We start from the raw sequence: 19,031 nt of genomic DNA on the forward strand, positions 1-19,031 counted from the left end.
CTCAATCCTCGTCCTCGATCACGATCTCCGAGCCCCCACCGTCGATTCGCCACTCGCTGACCGCGAGCCGACGACCACGGATCCGACCCAATTCCAACAGCTTCATCGACAGGGCCTCGGCGACGGACTCACGAAAGCGATCCTCGATGCCGCGGACCCCCTGGCCCACGTCGGCCATACAGTACGCTGCGAGCGCGTCGCGGAACTCGGGAGGCACCGCGAGCTCCGCGCCGCGTGTCTCGTGTAGGCGCTCGATCAGCGCATCGAACATCTTGTCGAACAGGATGCGGGCGAGCGAGCCCGAGACGTAGTCGAACACCATGATCCGCGCCTTGCCTATGCGCCCGAGCAGCTCTAGACGGTTGATCGAATTGAAGTGCTCGATGACCGCCTGCTTGATGCGCCGCTTGACGCTGGCCCTCTCCATCTTCGGGTTGACTTGGGTGACGCCGATGTTCGAGGTGAAGATGAACACGCAGTTCTTGAACGAGACGGTCTGTCCGAGCGCCTCGTCGGTGTAGGTCCCATCGCCTATGATGGGCAGGAGAGTGTCGTAGACGCTCGGGTGGGCCTTCTCGAATTCATCGAACAGGACGACGGAATTGGGCTGGGCGAGGACCGCCCGCGGGAGCGGGCCACCCTCGGTCGAGCCGACATAGCCCGGCGGCGAACCGATCAGGCGCGCGACGTCGTGCTCGTTCTTCATCCCGCCCATGTCGAAGCGAACCAGGGCCTGCTCCGTGCCGAACAGCAGCTCGGCGATCGCCTTGGCCAGCTCGGTCTTGCCGACGCCCGTGGGGCCTGCGAACACGAACACCGCGCGAGGTCCCTGGCGCCCTCGCTCGCCCTTGTGGGCGTGCTCGAGCCCCGACGCGGACAGCGAGAGCAGGCTAACGAGGGCGTTGATGGCTCGCTCTTGCCCGATGACTCGCTCACGCAACACGCTCGCCGCGGTCGGCAACAAGCCCGCGAGGCGGTCGGGCTCCCAGGGATCGGCGACGGGCCCGTGGGCTCGGGTGACCTCGACGGGGGTCGTGCGCAGCGCGTCATAGAACGACTTCGACGCGTCAGCTCGACGCAGGTAGGGCTGCCAGGCGTCGGCGCGCTCGAGCGCGGGAAACTCGACGACGCGGGCGTTGGACCACGCAAACGCCTCGTGGCCTCGGGGGGCGTCTTGCTGACCAAAACGGCCGACCTGGCGCTGCAGAAACGTCCCCTCGGCCAGGGCCGTCGCGGTCTCGGCGTCCTGACACCAGATGATGAGGTCGCAATCCTGCGAGAGTCTCGGCAACTCGCGGAACCGAAACGGGAGGCTCGTCGCGGCGTTGAAATCGGCGCGGACAGCGCTGACGTCTCGCTGACGCAGTGCGAGGAAGTGGTCCTGGATGAGGACCAGCGATCGCCGCGCGCGTCCATCGGCTTCGTGCTGTCCGTTGAGCCAGCGGACGCCGCAGCGTTGCTCGATCTCCGCGCAGACCCTGTCCATCGTCTGTAGCCAGGTCTGGTGCGAGCGAGGCCACAAGAGCCGCCCGCGATCGTGTTGGTGGGTCGAGACCTCGACAAGACCGAACAACGAGATTGGGTTGTTCGTTTCGGGCGGGGGCTCGGGTGCAGCCTCCGATTCCTCGGGCTCGCCCCGCAGCAGCCACGCGCCCGCGCGCTGGCCGACGGTGAAGTCCGCAGACAGGCGCAGCCGCGGCAGGCTCGAGTCGATCTCGGAGAACACGAGCACGTCCTCGTGGGCGCCGAGCAGCGCAGCTTGGAGCACGACCTCGAGCAGGGTCTTTGCCGGCGCCCGGTCGAGGCCCGCGTAGAACGGTCCGCCGCAGCCATGGCAGATGAGGGTGGCGTTGCCCTCGCGCGTAGCTTCCCAGACGGCGGACAGCGGCTCGGCCAGGCTCATACGTCGCGCTCCGCGTTGGCCAGTATGGTGGAGATCTGCTGCCACTCGGTCTCGGTATTGACCGCGAGTTCGGGCGTCGTGCGGTTTTGTCCGCTGAGGGTGGGCTCCTCCACGTGCCCAAACTCGGCCCTCAACTCGCGGGCGAGGGCCTTGCCCATCGCGTGGCAATCTGCGTTCGAGCCGAAGCCAAACGCGTCGACGCCAAACCCGCCCTCGAGTGGCAAGTGCAGGAGCACCTTCGGTCCACCATAATTGCAGGTCAACATCGCCGTCGACTTGTAGTCACCCGGTACGGACTGCGAGTCGTTGGGCGCCTCGAACGCCGGGCCCATGAGTTGATTAAGGCTACTGATCAATCGCGCGCCGATCTGCCGCCGCTGCTCGTTTTGTTCGATGATGTTGTCGACATTCGTCAGCATCATCTCGACGGCGTCTTGCAATCGCTCGACGATCTTCTCGTGCTCGCGCGCGTCGACCTCGACCTGACTCCACTTCTCGTAGCTCGATTCGACTCGGCGCTGGAGTCGGTTGAGCATTCTGTCGATGCGGGTGAGCTCCAGGGTGAACCAGGTCTTCAGGCGAGCGTCGTCGGTGCTCACCCGCAATTGCTCGATCCGAGCGAGCATATTCTGGCGCGTCGCGCTCATCCGCGCGCGACGATCTCGACTCATCTTGGTCAGAGCGCGCGACTTGGTCAGGGCCTGAATCGCAGTCGACAGCGCCGCCGTCGGTGAGTCGGCGGCGAGCTCGCCGTGGGCGTGCGCGAGGTTCTCGCGGATCTCGTGGGCGTCCTCGCCGAGGTCGGCGCGCTCCCAGTCCTGCTCGGCCGCGTCGAGGAGCTGGCCGGCGCTCGTCAGTGTCTCGCTAGCCCGGGCCTGGTCGGTGGCTAGGCGCTGCAGTCGAGCTTGGCGTTCGCGCTCGAGATCGGCCTCGACGGAGGCGATCTTCGCGTTGTACTCCGCGCGCATTTGCTCGCGCTCTCGCGACGCCCTGGCGAAACCATCGGAGACCTCCTGGCGGACATTGGCGAAGGTCTGATTGACCTCCACGACGTGGCGTTCGTGCGCGCGCTCGAGCTGGGAGAGGTCCGCGCGGTTCTTGGCGGCTTCATTGCGAACCTGCTGGATCGAGCGGGTGAGGCGCCTGTCCATTGCCTCTTGTTCACGCGCGAGGCGGTTCTGAAGGCGCTCGAGGTTACGAACCTCTTCGCCGAGCTGCGCGTTGACCCGCGCCTGTCGCTCGGTGTTCGCCTCGGATGTACGAAGCTCCGATCGGAGTTGGGAGACGCGCCGCTCGGACGCGCGCAGCTGCTCGCGCGCGCGGTCGGCTGCGGCTCGACTCTCGCGTTCGCGCCGAGCCTGGGCGGCTCGCATCGCGGCACCATAATCGTAGGTTGACCTGGTATTGATCGTCGCGCTCATGTTCCGTCTCCATTCACCGAATGGCCAATTAGTGCGTCGAGGAGCCCGAGGAAGGCTCGATGCAATTCGAGCTGAGCATCGATTGCCTCGACCTCTGCCTCGAGTTGGGTTTTCCTCTCACTGGCCGTGCGTGCCCTCTCGATGTAGGCGTCGAGGCGCGACTCGAATTGCTCGCAGACAGGTCGCGTGAGGACGCTATTGCGGAATTCTTCGGCCAGCGCGCGCAGCTCGTCGTCGGCGCCGATAGGCGCCGCGAGCTCCCCCAGACCCAGCATGTCCCTTGCCCGCGCGACCTTGCACGAGCGGGCCTCGAGCGCGGTGGTCGAGACCTCGTCCGGGGCGTTGTCGAGAGCAGAACTGACCGCGCGCTCGAGCTCGAGCAGCGTCTGAGCGACCGGTTGCCCGCGCTGGTACTGCTGACGTAGGGCGGCGACCGTTCGTTCGAGCTCGTAGGGATCGATCATCGCTCCAGCCCCGCAAAGACGTCGTCGGCCAGGGCCCAGTCGCGCTCGCGGCCAAACTGGGCCAGCGCCGCCTCGAGCACGCGTGTCCGGTGGACCTGAGCACTGCGCACGCTCAGGTTGCGCAGCGAGTCGAGGACCTGCTCCGCGACGCCGTGGCGCAGCCGCAGGGTGTGACGCAGCTGCTCGAGCTCGGCCCGTCGGGTCGCTAGCTGCCCCTCGAGCTCGCGGCAGCGTCGCTGCGCGACCTCACCCGATCGCGTCTGGTCGACCGCGTCGGACAGCCGCTCCTGAAACCCGCCACGGAGCGTGTCGCGTCGGAGCGCGAGCTGAGAAAGGTTGACCTCGAACTGCGCGAGGCTCATCGCGTCGTAGTTCGCCAACGTGGGGAAGCTGCGCCCGAGCTCTTCGAGTAGCTCGTCATCGAGGCTGGCGCGACGCATGGCGGCGAAGGCCGCGAGCTTGCGCAGGCGCGCATCTGTCTCGATGCGCGCGCGCTCGAGCTCATCCTTCTGAACGCTCTCGAGCTCACGCTCGAGTCGTTCGCAGTCCTCGCGTATCTGTGTGACCTCGCGGCGCAGGCAATCCCGCGTCGAGGCCAGGTCCGAGAAGCTGTCGAGCTTGACCTTGAGCTCGACGATCTCGTCGCGTAGCGATCGCTCGAGCTCTGTGCGGGAGTCTCGGCCCTGACGACGGATCGCGTCGAGCCAAGCGGTTGCGTCATTGTTGGTCATCTCGACCTCGCTTGGAATCGCGGAGCTGAGCTTCGAGTGTAGCGCGATGCTTCGTCAGCTTCGTCAGCTGTGTCCGCAGTCGGTCGATCTCGGTTTGTGTGGTCCTCTCCGAGTCGACCATCGCTCGTTGGATCTCGGTCCAGCGCGCGCGCAGCTCGTCGCGTTGGGCGACGAGGGGCGCGAGCTCCTTGGATTCGAGCCAAGCCACACCGTCCTGCTGGAGGGGTTGCTCGCGGAGGGAGGCGACGAACTCACGGGTTCGGCCGCGCTCGCCCATGATCCCCGAGCACAAGCGCCGAAAGGCGATGCTCAGGTCACCGTACTGGGACTCATCCGCGACGAGCACCTGGTTAGCGATCGCCTCGCGGCAGTCCTCGACGCCACGCTCGACGAGGAGCTCCCACCAGGTCCTGGCGATCTCTGCGCTGCGGCTCATCGGCGGAGCCTGACCTTGCTCTTTGGCGGGCGGGCGAGCAGCGCGAGCGCGTCCTCGATACCGGCGCGTAGACCAGGCTCGTCGGCCTGCGCTCGGACGAGTTCGACGTCGGACTCGAGCGCCAGCGCGACCTTGTTGCTGAGCGTCATCGCGCGGTTGTAGTCGTGTGATCGCACGTCGAGTTCACCAGGACGAAACGCGTGCTCTAAGAACACGTACACTACCCGAACCTCCTGCTCTTCGCAACGCCGCAACACAGACGCCCAGAGATCGGTCTCGAAGCGTGGAAACGTTCGATAGCCGGGGAACTCGAGCAAGTTGCGAATTTTTCCGGGTCCGAACGAAACGGTTGGTGGCGAATTCCCGACAATCAATACCGCGGCTGATCCTGCCCCGACGTTCTCGAGGCGTTCGATTGCGCACTCGAGGCCGCGCTCGATCGGATCGAAGAGGTCGATCCCCGTGGAGTAGGTGCAAGGCTCGAACGCGTGCGCGAGTTCGGAGCCCGAGCGCCTCGTTAACTCGACGACGACGTCGCTCCGCTCGTGGCTGTCCTTCACGGCCCAGGCGTCGACCGGAACTTCCGGGTCGAGGACCTCGGCGAGGGCCCGACCCAGCGTCCTGCGAATCTCGGAATTGAAGTCCTCGGGGTCGACCGTATTGGGTTGCTCGGCGCCCCCCCACTCCGACTGCTGCAGCGCCGGACTCAGCGAGCTGTAGTGGTCGGCGTTCGGTCCGCGCCGCGACCACGCATAGGCCCGCGCCCAGGACTGGGTGTCCGGGCACGTTCGATCGAAGACCAGCGCGAGGTGCTCGAGGTGAAATCCACGATGATGTTGGTCGGGGGCGGGGACGACTTGGACGTTTCGTCGGGAGCCGGCGTACACGAGCTTCCAGGCGTCCCCGTCGACCATTGGCTCGATGTCGATCACCAACTTGCCCGATGGCGGTCCGTCGATGCAGATCCACAGGGGCGTGGGCAGGTCGGTCGCGTAGGACGAACTCGACGCGATGCGGAGCACCCGTTGACTCGGACCGCAGCTGGGCACGCTCACCTCAATCTCCACGGGCAAGTCACAGCGGTTGCGCCGCAGCGTGTTCGCTCCTTCGACACGAAGCTGCGTCGAGCGGCCGAGAACGGGCACGGCGTTGGGGTTCCACACCAATTCGTTGCCGGCGTGGCTCGAGATTCCATCGGTCGCTCGGACGATGATCTTCGCGTCGCGCTCGAACAGCTGGTCGAGCTCGAGGCAGTCCTGGTCTTGCTCGACGAGCGCGACGAGCTCGCGCGCTGGGTCGAGCGAGCTCAACCAGACCGAGAACGAGCCGCTCGCCGGGACCACGCGCAGGCCACGGCTCGACCAGCAACGGCGAAAGACGTGGCCAAACTCGCAAGCGCCGTCGCGGAGATCGCAGTACGCGAGATTCGCGGTGTATTGGGTGGCCCATCGTTCACCGAACAATGCCCACAATTCATCTAGGCTCGCGTCATTCACGTCCGCTCCTCCAGTGCTCCCAGCCAGGTAGCTCGCCGACTCCACGCAAGAGCTCCGCGTGTCGCCTGCGTATCGCTAGGTCGGGCGCTGCCAGAGGCGGAGCTGCCGCGCGGACGATCGCGTCAGCGAGGGCTGCCCCAAGCTGGAGATCACCGGGCTCGGGAGTGCTCCGCGCCAGCAGGGGGCGTAGGATTTCACGGGTTGGATGCAAGAGCGGGAGCAGCTCTCGCAGCAGGGAGGTCTCGATGGCTGGCGGCGCGAGGCGTGGGCGGAACTCGAGCAGCTCGCCCGACAACCACGCGCGCAGCTCGGACGAGATGGCGGGGGCCGCCAGCAGCATGCGCAGCGCGGTGTCGCGCGCCGGGCCGGAGGTCGAGCGGGCTGTGGTCATGACGTGCGCGCAGACGACCTTCGCGGGCAGCGACTCATGAACGAGCTCGAGCTCGCTCGGGCTCAGGTCGACACGTCGATCGAAGGCGGCGAGGACCCGCGTCAGGAGGAGCTCGGTCGTGGTGCCCCGCAGGCGCTCGGTGCACCACTCCAACAGCGCCGCGCTCACGAACCCGGCGAATCGTCGCCAGAACCATCGCTGGTTCGACGCGCGAGCGAGCAGCACGTCGAGGCGCGGGTCCCAGCGCCGCGGTGGCGCCAGGGGTGGTGTCTCGTCTGGGTCGATCAGCGCGAGCGCGACTTCGTCGACGTCGATCGCTCGCAGCCAGGCGGTCGCGGCGCCGCCGGTCACGGCGAGCATGACGTCGGCGTCCACGACAAGCCCGACGCGGCGAACCGCGGCGAGCTGGTCGAGGTCTTCCGTGGTCGGTCGTTCGTCGCTGGGTTCATCGGACAGCAGGTCTACGAGCGCCCGCGGTCCGCCGTCGAGCGACCGGAGCAGCCGCCCGACCTCGCGCCGATCGATGGCGCCGTGCCCTCGCCAGCGTCCGAGCGTAGCGTGGACGCGGTCATGGGCGATCGCCTGCGAGCGAACCTCCGCCTCGAGGTGGGCGACCAGCGTGGGCGACCAGTCGGCGCGATCGAGATCGAGTGCGGCTCGCCCGAGCTGAGGGTGGGCCTCGACGATCGCTCGCCACCATGGGTGCCAGCGATCGTCGAGGCACGCCCAAACCCCGGCTCGCCACACGAGCGCGGCTTCGAGCCCCTTCGCCCAAGCTTTGCTAGCGGGCGGGGCGGGCGGTTCGTGGGGAGGAGCGAGCAACTGTTCGTCTCCGGTCAGGGCGCGGCATACCGCCGCGGGCATCCCCGCGTCGAGCAAGAGCAGGTCGAGCCCCGCGGCACTTGGGCCGTGGTGCTCGACGAACCAAGTCAGCGCTCCGTCTCGTCCACGCAGCAGCTCGGCGGTGGCCCGCGGGGGCTCGCCTCGCAGCCGACCCTCGACGAGTTCAAAGTCGATGAGGCCGGCGTCGAGCCACGCTGCCAAGCTCGCTAGCTCGGCCTCGGCGATCGCTCGGTCTCGGCCGCCTGGGGTCGCTACCAGCCACGTGAGCGCCGCGGGCGACCACATCGGGTCGATCGGGCCACCGCCGACGCAGCCAACCAGCGCGCGGCGAGTCTCGGGTCGCGGCGCGATCGAGAAGAGCGCAGGCAGATCGAGGCTCGTGAGGTCAACGCCGCGGAGCTCGGAGGAGATCGCCGGCGCCGTGAACTGGGCGCGGCTGATGGCCAGGCCGAACCCCGGCGGCCAGCGCGAGGGCCAAGTGTTGCGCATCACGGCCAGGTAGGCCAGGTTGTCGGCGCCGATTCGGCGGGCGACTGTGGACGCCGTCGCCGGGTTGACGACGACCGCCGGCTCGGAGCTGGTGAGCATCGTCCACAGCCCGAGCTCGGCCCCTCCGACGTCGGCCTGGGTTGGTCCCGCGAGCTCGACGCGGCAGCTCGGCCCCTCGCTGGCCTTGGCGTCGGGTTGGTGATGCAGGTGCATGCCAAACACCAGGCGGGCGAGCAGCTCTGGGTCGCGCGTAGCGACGCGACCAAACACGAGGTGCCGCATCGTCCGCCCGCTGAAGTCCGTCGCAGCTTCATCTACGGCGCGCAAGACCCAAGCCCCGCGCTCGTCCAGGACCGCGAACTCCGAGTGAGGGTTGCCCGCGTCGATGTGAACTTGCAGCCACGCGAACAGGAGCTCGAGCTCCTCACTCGACACGTGCCCGTGGGCCCGCGTCAGCCCGAAGTCGTCGCGCGGGTTCGGCTTGCTGATCAGCCCGAGCTGCGTGATGTCGATCGTATCCTTCACTCGATTCCCACTTGCTTCAGGGCCCAGAGCAGCGGCACTTCGACGTTCTTCGGGCGAATGTTCCAGGGGAGCTCGTTGCCAAATTCGTCGAGCATGACGGCCGGCCGCCCCGTCTCTCGGTCGTAGCCGAACGACGAGATCGGCCAGACGGCGTCCCCGAACAGCTCGATGATGCTCGCGTGGGGCCGCAGCAGCTCGCGCTCGCGCCACCAGCCTTCGCTACACTCCCAGTCATCGTCGCGCAAGTCGAACGCGGTCTCACACTTGGTGAACACCAGACCCCAGCGCTTCGTCGGCGTCGCGTCGAGGCCGTCGCGGACCGCGAGGAACTCGTGGCCGAGGTTCGACGAGCGCCAGCTGACGAAGAACAAGATCACGTCGGCTTGCTTGAGTCGATCGGCGACTCGATCCTGGCCCAACAACTGCGTGTCGCCCCCGCGGACGTCGGACAGCGCGACCTCCTGCCCGGCCGCCAGGGTCAACTGCAGCGGGGCCGGGCTGACGGACGTCGGGTTCATGCCCTGCTGACTCATCAGCCGCCGACGACTGCCGAGCAAGGTAGCGAGCGCCCGCTCCGAGCGTTCGCGATCGAACAGCCTGGACACGGAGCGATGGCTCAGGGCCATCGTCATGTATGTCGTCTTGCCGACTTGGGAGCTGCCCCACATCGTGATGAGCGGTCGAGTCATGTCGCGTCCTCGGGGGCGGGGTGGAGGTCGAATTCCACGAGCAGGTCGTGCAGGCGCTGGGCCTCGGCGGGCCGCAACATCGCTACGTTGGTGCTGGAGTTGGGGGGGCCCGTGGGGCCCAGCCGATCGACGCCGACCTGCGCGAGCAGAGACATCAGCGTCGCTAACTCGCCGTCGGTCCAGTGGATTTGACCGAGCTGGTCCTCGCGCTCCAGCGCCGCACGCAGCCGCTCGACGCGCTGGCGAAACGTCGCGCGCAGTAGCTCGAATAAGTTCGACCACAGCGCGGCGAGCGTGGTAGACGAGCGGCCGTAGTGTTTGACGACCTCGTTGGCAGCATCGATCGCGGTGCGCGCCTGGGCTCGGAGGGCCGCGTCTTCGAACAGCGCGATGTGGTCGCGTGTGAGTCGCTCGACGACGGCCAGGGCCTGACAGCGAGGATCGCCGGGTATCAGCCACAGCAGCTTCGCCACGGGCGGCGATTGCAGGGGTCGAAACATCCGATTGTGGTCGCGGACCAACTCGAGCAGCTCGTCGATGGTCGAAGCCAGGCGGGATAGGACGTCGAAGTCGGGCGCCTCGAGGCTCTCGAGCACGCGGGCCTCGTAGTCCCGCAGCGCCACGAAGTTCTCGCTGTGACGCTCGAAGCGAGCGAGCAGTCGCTCGCGGGCTTCGGCGAACAGGCGGGCCTGCCACTTGCCCCACGCGTCGTATCGTCGCAGCGCTCGCACCAGCGCGACGAGCTGGGCGAAGCCAGCAGCGGCAAGCTCGACGGTCGCAGCGTCGAGGTGCTCGTCGAGTTCGAGCTCGATGTCGAGGGGCGCATCACGCTCGAGCCAGCGGCACAGCTCGCTACAGGTCAGCTCGGATTGCTCGCGTTCGGACGCGAGGACGTCGATGATGGGCTGAGCACGATCGAGGATCGCCGCACTGGCTCCCTCGATGTCGTCGTTGGGCAGGCGGAGCTCGGTCGCCACTTCTGCCGGAAGCTGGGCGAGCGCGCGCCGCCAGGTAGCAACGTCACGCTCGACTCGCGCGAGCTCGCGCTCGACTCGCGTGAGGTCGCGGACGAGCAGGTCGAGATCCGTGGACTGTGCCGCGTATGAGAGCGGGGCCGCTCCTAGCGAGGTGAGCCTGCGTCGCGTGTCCTCGATGCGCGCAAGGATCGTCTGCCGTATCCGGCCAGCGACGAGCATCGTCGCGACTGCATCCCGGTGCTCGACGAGGAGATCTCGCCACGACTCGACACAACACGCGAGCTCGGCGACCTCGGGCTGTGTCTGCCATCGCCGGCCATCACGCAGCAGCGACGCGAGCTCTGCGGCGAAGTCGCGTGTGCGCTGCACGCCCGCGTCGAACTCGGTCTCGAACCCCCTTCGAGACAGCGCCGCGTACCAGCGCTCGCCGCGATTGATGAACTCGTTCGTAGCCCGGTCGACCCCGAGCTCGCGCTCGAGGTTTTCGACGAGCTGACGCAGGCGCGCGTGGTGGTCCCGCCTCGCGCGGTCGAGTTGCAGGCACATGAGCTCGTCGATGGTCAGCTGGGGGCTCGGGGGCGGCGTCTGGGTGGTCGCGCCGAGTCGGCTTCGCTCATCCGTGAACTCTCGCTCGAGCCGCTCGAGCTCATCGAGCGCGACGTAGCGCTCGCCGCTCGCCGCTCGCAGACACGACTGCAGGCGCTGCCAGTCCGGGCCGCGTGCAGCGATGACTTCGTCGATGTGCTGACACAGCGAACGCTGCAGCTCGACGCCCAGGTCGCGGGCTTGCAGAACTCGCGCAGCCGTGGCGCGGCCGCTAGCGATCTCCGAGCGCGCGGCGAGGAAGGCCTGGCAGTCGCGAGCGAGCTGTGAATCACGCACGAAGCGCGCGGGTTCGAACTGGAGATGAGGCGCGGTCAGCTGGCGCAGAGCGCTCGCAACCGCTCGAATCTGGTCAGGACGGGATGCGATGGCGTGGACGCGCAGCACCCGATCGACCTCGTCGAGCGGAACGCCGCCATTGTGGAGGTCGATCCACTGGTCGATCTGCGCTGGCCAACCGCGCAGCCAGCTCGCGGCCTCCGGAGCACCGGCTACGCGCGCGATGACTTCGCTGGGAGCGGGCGGCGGCGCGTCGCTCGGCCAGAAGTCGCGGACCAGCGGCGCGAGCCCGGGACGTCGCACGAGGATGTCGATGGCCTCGGGCGCCGACATGGACGCATCGACGGCCGAGTCAGGGGCCAACGCCGTCACGAAGGGCACATCGGAGTCCATCTGCTGCCAGCGCCAGGCTCGTTCAAAGACGAGCTTCCCGACGCCGGTGGGCAGCCCGTCGAGGCGATCGAGGTCACTCTGGGGGAGGCTGTCGACGAACTCGGTGGACTCGGGGAAGCGCTGACGCCAGCGATCGCGCGCGGGGTCTCGCGCGGGGTACACGGGAAACTCTGGGTTCTGGGTCAGAGCCTCGATCGCGTCTCGAGGCGGATCGCTCAGCGTGCGCCACTCGTGCACGCCGATCCACGCCAGCGTGTGCCCGTCGACTTCGACGAGTGAGCCCGACATCGAGACGCCCCTCGGCGCGTCGGTCGCGACGAAGACGCCGCCCCTACTCTCGATCTCGACCGTGGTCGACGCCCCGTTCGTGAGTTCGCGGACGGCGTTGATGACCTTGGCGTAGCCCTGGTAAGCCCACAGGCGGACGCGAGCGCCACGCGGTGCGTCGACAGTGATCCGCAACGCGCTGCGGTCTGGGCTCGACATGGTCTCTACACGCACGGGGCTGGCCGAGCAGGCGGTACTGCGGCGCAGCTGGACCGCCGGCCCCCATCGCGCGCTCCCGTCCCGTGGCGCGATCAGGGCGCTGTCCAGAGCCGCAGACGGCGAGAGATCCAGGAGTGAGAAGTGGAGCTGCTCCGGCTTGCGTCGGCGCAAGCTCGCAAACTGGGGGGCCTGGGCGATCTCCGACGAACTCGAGAACTCGATCTCGAGCCGGCTCGCGTGCTGCCAACTCCCCGTCCAGCTGTCACGCTCGAAGGCAACGCAGACCGCTCTGGAGAACTCGGCCCGCTCGATGACCTCGCCCGTGAGCGAGGTCCAGGTCAGCGAGAACGTGTCGGTGCCTGGGCTCGTGACGAGAAGCGAGCGGCGTCGCTCGAACTCGTGCACGCACTCGGATCGGCCCCCGGCGACGACCTCGAGTCGCCCACTCCGCGCCGTCGAATTACTGCCGTCGAGGTAAACGAGGCCCTCGTCTCGCAACCAGAAATAGCGAAATGGCGCGTTCATGCCACGAAGTCCGACCCATCGTAACATGCTGGACGTGCCCGAAACATGGGTCGAATAATCGAGCAGACTGTTCCGCTCCCGGTTGGATGAACATCAGATAGTCGGTGGAGCGGAAGGACCGTTTCAAAAAAAAAAATCGGCCAAAAACGGCGTTTATCTGGCCCTTGCGACACACACACACCGCCGCCGGAACGGCAAAACGGCACCAGTCTGCCATGTTGCGCTTGTATTCTCCCTGGCCAAGGTACCTCGCCGCCGAGCCGACCCCTTGTTCGACATCTTCCTCACGCGCGAAGTCCCCCCCGGCGCCCACGAAGTGTGCTTTCCTGAGGACGATAAGGCTGGACCGGCATCCCATGGTTTCGCATCTGACTTTCGAGTTCGTCGCGGTCTCCACCGCGTCGAACACTGTCAGAACCGACGAGAGCTGCAACGTCCAGCCGCACGCGAGGCCCGCGCTGCAGTCGGCCTCTTCATTGGTTTCCCGGTGCCGCTCGAAAATCCAATTTCACGCTCGCCTCGGACCGCTCGCTCTCAGCTCGCAGGCTCGCCAACTCGGCGGTCGCAGTCTTGTCAGCCCAACGAACGCTGAAGTGCACCATCAGGAGATCCACGAAGGCCAGCGTTGCGAACGCGATAGCGCCAAGGGCGGGACAACTACACGTGCTGCCCGCGGGCGCGATGTCATCTTCCTCCATCGGCCTCGGGTGCGGGTCATGGGTCGGCGGCGGCGGACGGCGTGGCGAACGAGGGCTTTGGCCGGCCGCGCGGGGGGCGACGCGGACGCTGGACGACGCGGACGCTGGACGACGTGCGTCCGCGGTCGAGAGACGCCAGTGCAGTGCTCCGGTATGGCACTGCGCGAATTCGCCAAGGGTCAGCTTGGGGCTCAGAACCAGCTCGCTATTTATCGTCGACCGTGAAGCTCAATCTCTGATGGTGCGAGGGACCGACCACATGACTCGACAATGTTCTCATCATATCGCTGCACGAATTCGGCCGCCAAATCGGCGCAGTGTTCTGCGTGGACTCGCCGGCGGGTCGGCGTGTGCCCTCTCATGTGAAGCGCGCCGCAGATCAGCGCAATTATCACTTCGAGCTCCACTTGAGATTGTAGTACAGTTCATCTTCCGAGTGAATGGCACATATCGATTGCATGCTAGGCGTCCTTCACTGTACCGCTCATTCACCCAGTCTAGATCATGGCTGCACCAACAAGCATCATTCTCGTCAATAATCGGATCAGCGCTCGAGATACATTCCCGGCGTCGGGGACGTTCTTGGGCATCGCCAAGCGGCTCTGGTCAAAATACAGCGATACACTGATCGGCGTCGGCCGGTCGGATGTCGGCAACTTGATCGCGGATCGAGAGCGAATGCCGATTCGCTTTCAGTACGTTGACGCGGGCGGATCCCAGGTGCTGATCGAGCCTTCGGAGGAGGTCGCGGCAATCTTGGCCCAAGGGGCTGATCAGATCCTCTGGGACCACGTTCCGACTGGAGGAGGACCCACGTTCCGGCAGATCTTTGGCCAGCACGCCGTCGATCTGGTCAGCCGTCCGGCCTACAGCAATTGGTCCTGCGTGTACCAAGACAAACCTGGATACGGAATCCAGGCCATCGGGCCGGATCGCAATGGCGTCATTCGGACCATCACCATCACACCGAGTGGCAACTATCCGAAGACGCCTCCGACAGTTGTCTCCGAGCCTCCCTTCTCCGATGACCCTTGCTGGTCTCGCGGAGTGCTTCATTACACGAAGTTTCACGGCGGGGGGGCGCCGTGGACTGATCTCGCGGACGACTGGAGGAGCGGGCTCAATCCTCTGCACGCTCTGATCCAGGAGCTGCTGCAAAAATATGGTTTTGCCATATAGGAGCGGGAGTGGAGGGCGACAATGGACGAGTCCAAGAACGGGACACCGGAGCCGGAGCAGGGTCGCGCCGATGTCCAGGACGCGGAGAGTCACAACCCATCGATGCAGCAAAGCGCCAATGGACGGGAGGAGGGGGAGGAGACAGCGCCTAAGAGTGAAGCCGAGCTGAGGCCTGAGGCGGATCCAGAGCAGCCCGACGGCGAAGGGACCGATGAACAGGCCGAGCAGACTCGTGGCGACCGGGAGCCTCTCGCCGAGGAGCTCGAGCGGGAATCGTCGGTGATCGAAGGTATTCGTGTCTGGCTCAAGAAGAGGAAAGAGCACTGGCAGGAGAAGCACTGGCGGCAGGGCGAGAGCGAGGCGACGCCGTCGGAGGCCACCGACGAGGAGTCGGATGACAACCGCGCAGAGCCGGACAAGGCACGTGAAGCGACGGATCGCACGCGCACGACGTCAGATGGCAGCCGGGCGCCGGGGGTCTCTGCCAGCTACGTCCCCAAGCTCGTGGAGGGGCGAGTGCGGTATCCCCTCGATCTGCCCGCTCGCGGGGCCAGCGGGTTGTCTCGGCCGCGATCGACGGGCGACTTTCGCGTCGTCATCGACGCCCGCGCGTTGTCCGAGTGCGTCCGAGAGCTTCGCGGCGTACTCCGCCGACTCCTGGACTTCGTCGAGGTCGGAGGCCCGCTCGTTGGCACCTTCGATGGCAGGCAGCTCACGATCATCGACTTCCTGCTCGATCATGACGCCGAGGCGACGGCCGGGTCGATTCGCCTGAGCTTCGACATCCTCGACAGCGCCGAGCGCCTCGCGCTGCGGCGCTCGCGAGACTCGTCACGGACATTTGGCTTCATTGGTACGTGGCACGTTCACCCGCCAGGCTACGGATCGCAATTCTCGCAAGTCGATCGCCATCAGCTGTTTCAAGAGAGAATCCTGATCAACGCGGGTGAGCCCTTTGCCACAACTCCCAAGACTCACTTGATCTTTGACGGGGCCACAGGGAATTTCCGCATTTACACGATGACGACCGTGGCCAGCTTTACGCGGAAGTCGGAGGAGTTCGACGACGAGCTCGCTCGCGAGATCGAAGAGCGACGCGAGGGCGGCGCTGACATGGGCGCATACTATGGCGAACGGTGGGCCGATCTCTCGTTCGAGTCGTACGATGACATGTTCTCACCCTCACCGAGCCATCCGATCATCGGATTCTGGAAGACGTTTCCGTTCGAGCGTATCCCGGATTCGTTCGAAGACGTGTTCCTCGAGAACTTTCATCGCAAGCTGAATATGACAAAGTTCAAGTACTCTCGTGTTCTTGTCAACGAGGGGGCGCAGACGGTTCAGACAATGGCGATCGAGCGTCGCGCGGGCCGGAGCCACGGCGATGCGGTCGATTTCCACGACGCGGAGCATCGCGTCGCGGAGACCCAGTGGCAGCGATATGAAGACTGAAGACGAACAGGGAGAGGCCGGCGTGGACGTTCGAGTCCAGAGCCCCCAGACGGGGGAATCACACACCGTCGCGCTCGACGAGGACATGACCATCGGCGCGCTCTCGCGCGTGGTCCAGGGCCTGCGCGAGGATGACTCGAGCTTGCTGATCTACGGCTATTGTTCACGAGACTTCGCCGAGGGTCTGGCCGACCGAGCGCGGGTTGACGGCGACGAGGTCTACTTCCCGGAGGACATGCTCGCGGTCGAGGCGCTCGCGGGGCTTCGCGATTCTCGGCTGCCCTTCTACTTCAACGTCGGCGCGTTGTCGGACGAACTCGTGTTCGAGTTTCGCACCGATCGCCTGCGTCGGGTCGGCTACGGCACCGACGTCCTGCAGACCAAGCGAGTCGTCCTCGGGGGCGCCGGACTGCTGGGCAACGAGGTCGCATGGGGGCTGTGCGTGTGCGGTGTCGGTGAGCTACTCGTGCTCGATTCGGGGAGGGTGGATTGGTACAACATCTATCGCCAGCAGCTGTTTGGTCGCGAGTCGGTCTACGAAAACAAGGCCGTCGCGCTCGGCCAAGCGCTAGCGAAGGTCGGCGGTATCGAGTGTGAGGCGGAACAGCGGGAGGTCCCGTGTCTGGCGAGCCCGCCCGATCGTGCCTGGTTCGGCGAGCGGATCGCTACGCTGTGGAGGCAGATCGAGCGTGCCGATCTCGTGATTGGGGCCTTCGACATCTTCTCGGCGCGGGGCGTGCTGCAGGTCCTCGCGCGCGTGTTGAACAAGACCTTCGTCTCGTCCTCGCTCGACGCGGCGATCGGTGAGGTCGGCGTGTTTCGTCCGGACGAACAGGTCTGCTATTGCTGCGGACATTGGCCCGGGCAATTCGCCGACGGGGGTGCTTGCACGTTGGCGCAGTTCTCGGCCCAGCGCATCGTTGGCGCCGTCACTACGGAGTGCGTGCTCGCCGAGCTCATGGGCCGGGGGGCCAAGTACAACTTCGTCTCGTTTGCGGGCGCGTACATGCACATGGAGAGCGGCCGGCGTCGGGGCGCGCGGGGCTGTGTGGTCTGTGGTCCGGACTCGACGTTGGGAGGGGTTCAGGACGCGGACGCGGCCGCTGACTGGATCTACGCGTGGTTGTTCGGTGAGCCGGAGGCGTCATGACTGTCGTCATCTGTCAAGAGCTGGGGACTAGGGACACCATTGATCCGGGACAGACGCCAAACCGGACGATCGGCCAGCTCATGGCCGAGCTGCGGACTCGCTACGCAGAGACTATCAGCAGCACGCTCGGCCACGCGGGTCGGAACTGGCAGCCGTCAGTCTATCTACTGTGCAGGGATGGCCAGATCTACGACTTGGACCCTTCGACCACGTTCGCGCAGCTGCGGTCGAGCTACCCTGAGGGCACGGTCCACTGGTCTTACAACCGACTTCGACGGAGGCGGACGAGGCGGCTGGTTTGGTGGTGGCGCCGCGCGACCTCGGCCTCTGCGCCGAGTCGGATCTACGTGAACCCGGCAGCTGTCGCTCCGCCGCCGCCGCCGCCGGCACCCACAGTGCAGGGGGGGGCTGCCCAGAAAGCGATCTTGGCGGTCGTGGCCGTCCTGGTTGGGTGGCTCATCTTGTTCGCGGGCATCGGGATGTGTGACTCGAGCTCGGGAGGAGGCAAGAAGACAGCCTCGTCGACGTCGGGCTCCAAGAAGCGCGAGCCGAAGCGTGAGCGAGAACCGGAGCGTGAGCCGGAGCGTGACGAGAGCCCGCCGAAACCGAAACCGAAACCGAAACCGAAATCGAAACCGAAACCGAAACCGACTCCGACGCCCACTCCGGCCCCGACACCAACCCTGCCTCCGGTTCCGAAACCAAAGCCCATTCCGAAGCCGGCCCCAGTGGTGCCGCCGAGTTCGTCCACGACTTGGTACTGCATGTGCTACAAGTCGATTTCCTACGAGTTCAGTGACGACGGAGAGATCCGAGCGACGACCGCGTGCCGGCCCAGCTTCACCACCTGCTCGAATTTGGCCAATCGCGTCGAGGAAGGCAGCAGGTTGATCATCGCTGGATCACAAACGCGCGGGTGCAAGCGCGTTCGCGGGGATCACCCGGGCGATGCACTGGGCTCGCCTCACCTGTGGGAGCCGTCGGCGTTCGTCGGTTCGTGGTACACGGACCACGGGTGCCTGCTTCCGTGACCATGAAACGGACCTGAGCGTCCTGCGACAAACACGGGTATGACGAAAGCAGCGAATTGTCCGAACTGTGGTCAAACTTCCAACACGCGTGGGCTGACCGTTCCGCAGTACTCGTGCTGGCATTGCAAGACCAAGTACTGCCGCAAGTGCGGTCCATCGTCGTGCCCGAGGTGTGGCCGAACGAAACGAACTCACTACGACGACTTCACCTGTCGCTGAGGGTGGGAGACCGGCTGCGCCGGAGTCTGACACAAACCTCCGAGCGCAGCAGGGCCGAGCATGGCCTACTTGCAGCGATACATGACCACGGAGCGGTGCGTGAAGTCCTTGGTGTCGCTCCAAGTGCGGCGCTTGACGCTGTCACAGGCGTAGCCTCGCTTAACGGCGTCCTTGCTCGACCACGTGACCCGCACCTCGATGTTCTCAGTCAGGTGGCCGGTCTCGTCGTCGACCTCCAGCGCGATGACCTCGCCGGCCCAGATCACCGACCAGGTGTTGGCAGTCACGACCCAGCGGTCTGGCGGACTCTCGCCGGCCTCCCTGAGCTTCTGGCAGGCTTGTTCGTAGGTGATCCAGCTCGCCTCTGCGGTCGAGGGGAGTGAGCAAAGGGCGAGCGCGGCTGTCAGCGTAGCGGTGAGGAACTTGGTGCACATGGTGGGGTCCTGGGCGGAGTGTTTCGTTGGTGGCCGAGGCAACATCGCCTCGGCGAGACCTTAGTCGGACGTGCGACCCGTCCGTTTCAGGACATCGCGGGCGGACGGAGCCAAACGACAGCATCGCCGCTGAGACCACGAAACATGTTGAACACGTCAACGTGATCAGCCCGAAGATAATCACGATCGCCATCGGCGCCTGGATCTCGCTGCCGGG

At 66.1% G+C, this 19,031-nt stretch carries 14 protein-coding genes; 3 read left to right on the forward strand and 11 right to left on the reverse strand.

Translation table 11 applies throughout. From position 1 onward, the window contains the following. Position 1: 1 nt before the first annotated feature. From G6O69_RS18450 to G6O69_RS18490, 9 genes are read right to left on the reverse strand one after another with little or no spacing between them, the layout of a single operon-like run. Complete coding sequence (locus G6O69_RS18450) at positions 2–1,903, reverse strand: AAA family ATPase (RefSeq protein WP_172304816.1); 1,902 nt, start codon at positions 1,901–1,903, stop codon at positions 2–4. Continuing rightward, positions 1,900–3,276 (reverse strand): hypothetical protein, encoded by a 1,377-nt coding sequence (locus G6O69_RS18455; RefSeq protein WP_176396943.1) that lies wholly within the window; start codon positions 3,274–3,276, stop codon positions 1,900–1,902. Before G6O69_RS18455 ends, G6O69_RS18450 begins: the two co-directional genes overlap by 4 nt. A 44-nt stretch (positions 3,277–3,320) precedes the next feature. After that, positions 3,321–3,788 (reverse strand): hypothetical protein, encoded by a 468-nt coding sequence (locus G6O69_RS18460; protein ID WP_172304818.1) that lies wholly within the window; start codon positions 3,786–3,788, stop codon positions 3,321–3,323. After that, complete coding sequence (locus G6O69_RS18465) at positions 3,785–4,519, reverse strand: hypothetical protein (protein WP_172304819.1); 735 nt, start codon at positions 4,517–4,519, stop codon at positions 3,785–3,787. The genes G6O69_RS18460 and G6O69_RS18465 overlap by 4 nt, the downstream gene beginning before the upstream one ends. Further along, the gene (locus G6O69_RS18470) at positions 4,506–4,955 is read right to left on the reverse strand and encodes a hypothetical protein (RefSeq protein ID WP_172304820.1); all 450 of its coding nucleotides are present in this window, start codon (positions 4,953–4,955) and stop codon (positions 4,506–4,508) included. The genes G6O69_RS18465 and G6O69_RS18470 overlap by 14 nt, the downstream gene beginning before the upstream one ends. Continuing rightward, on the reverse strand, positions 4,952–6,451 hold the full coding sequence (locus tag G6O69_RS18475) for a hypothetical protein (protein WP_176396944.1): 1,500 nt from the start codon (positions 6,449–6,451) through the stop codon (positions 4,952–4,954). The genes G6O69_RS18470 and G6O69_RS18475 overlap by 4 nt, the downstream gene beginning before the upstream one ends. Further along, positions 6,444–8,699 (reverse strand): hypothetical protein, encoded by a 2,256-nt coding sequence (locus G6O69_RS18480; RefSeq protein WP_172304822.1) that lies wholly within the window; start codon positions 8,697–8,699, stop codon positions 6,444–6,446. The genes G6O69_RS18475 and G6O69_RS18480 overlap by 8 nt, the downstream gene beginning before the upstream one ends. Then, positions 8,696–9,388: a hypothetical protein gene (locus tag G6O69_RS18485; protein WP_172304823.1), complete on the reverse strand. Its 693-nt coding sequence runs from the start codon at positions 9,386–9,388 to the stop codon at positions 8,696–8,698. The genes G6O69_RS18480 and G6O69_RS18485 overlap by 4 nt, the downstream gene beginning before the upstream one ends. Next, positions 9,385–12,651, reverse strand: a complete 3,267-nt coding sequence (locus G6O69_RS18490; protein ID WP_172304824.1) for a hypothetical protein — start codon at positions 12,649–12,651, stop codon at positions 9,385–9,387. Before G6O69_RS18490 ends, G6O69_RS18485 begins: the two co-directional genes overlap by 4 nt. A gap of 1,202 nt (positions 12,652–13,853) precedes the next feature. Here G6O69_RS18490 and G6O69_RS18495 point away from each other — a divergent pair. The 3 genes from G6O69_RS18495 to G6O69_RS18505 are packed head-to-tail and all read left to right on the forward strand — an operon-like array spanning position 13,854 to position 17,130. Continuing rightward, a complete protein-coding gene (locus G6O69_RS18495; RefSeq protein ID WP_172304825.1) occupies positions 13,854–14,528 on the forward strand; it encodes a hypothetical protein in 675 nt (224 codons plus the stop codon). A gap of 21 nt (positions 14,529–14,549) precedes the next feature. Beyond that, entirely contained in the window at positions 14,550–15,980 is a 1,431-nt protein-coding gene (locus G6O69_RS18500; protein ID WP_172304826.1) for a hypothetical protein, read from the forward strand. Continuing rightward, positions 15,970–17,130 carry a ThiF family adenylyltransferase gene (locus G6O69_RS18505; RefSeq protein WP_172304827.1) on the forward strand — a complete coding sequence of 387 codons (1,161 nt, stop codon included), beginning with the start codon at positions 15,970–15,972 and terminating at the stop codon, positions 17,128–17,130. The genes G6O69_RS18500 and G6O69_RS18505 overlap by 11 nt, the downstream gene beginning before the upstream one ends. Positions 17,131–17,473: 343 nt before the next feature. Here the strand turns inward: G6O69_RS18505 and G6O69_RS18510 are convergent, their stop codons facing one another. Together G6O69_RS18510 and G6O69_RS18515 are read right to left on the reverse strand one after the other, a co-directional pair. Then, positions 17,474–17,896 carry a hypothetical protein gene (locus G6O69_RS18510; RefSeq protein WP_172304828.1) on the reverse strand — a complete coding sequence of 141 codons (423 nt, stop codon included), beginning with the start codon at positions 17,894–17,896 and terminating at the stop codon, positions 17,474–17,476. 549 nt (positions 17,897–18,445) lie between these two features. Then, complete coding sequence (locus G6O69_RS18515; RefSeq protein ID WP_172304829.1) at positions 18,446–18,814, reverse strand: hypothetical protein; 369 nt, start codon at positions 18,812–18,814, stop codon at positions 18,446–18,448. Positions 18,815–19,031 lie beyond the last annotated feature (217 nt).

Source organism: Pseudenhygromyxa sp. WMMC2535 (genome assembly GCF_011083025.2).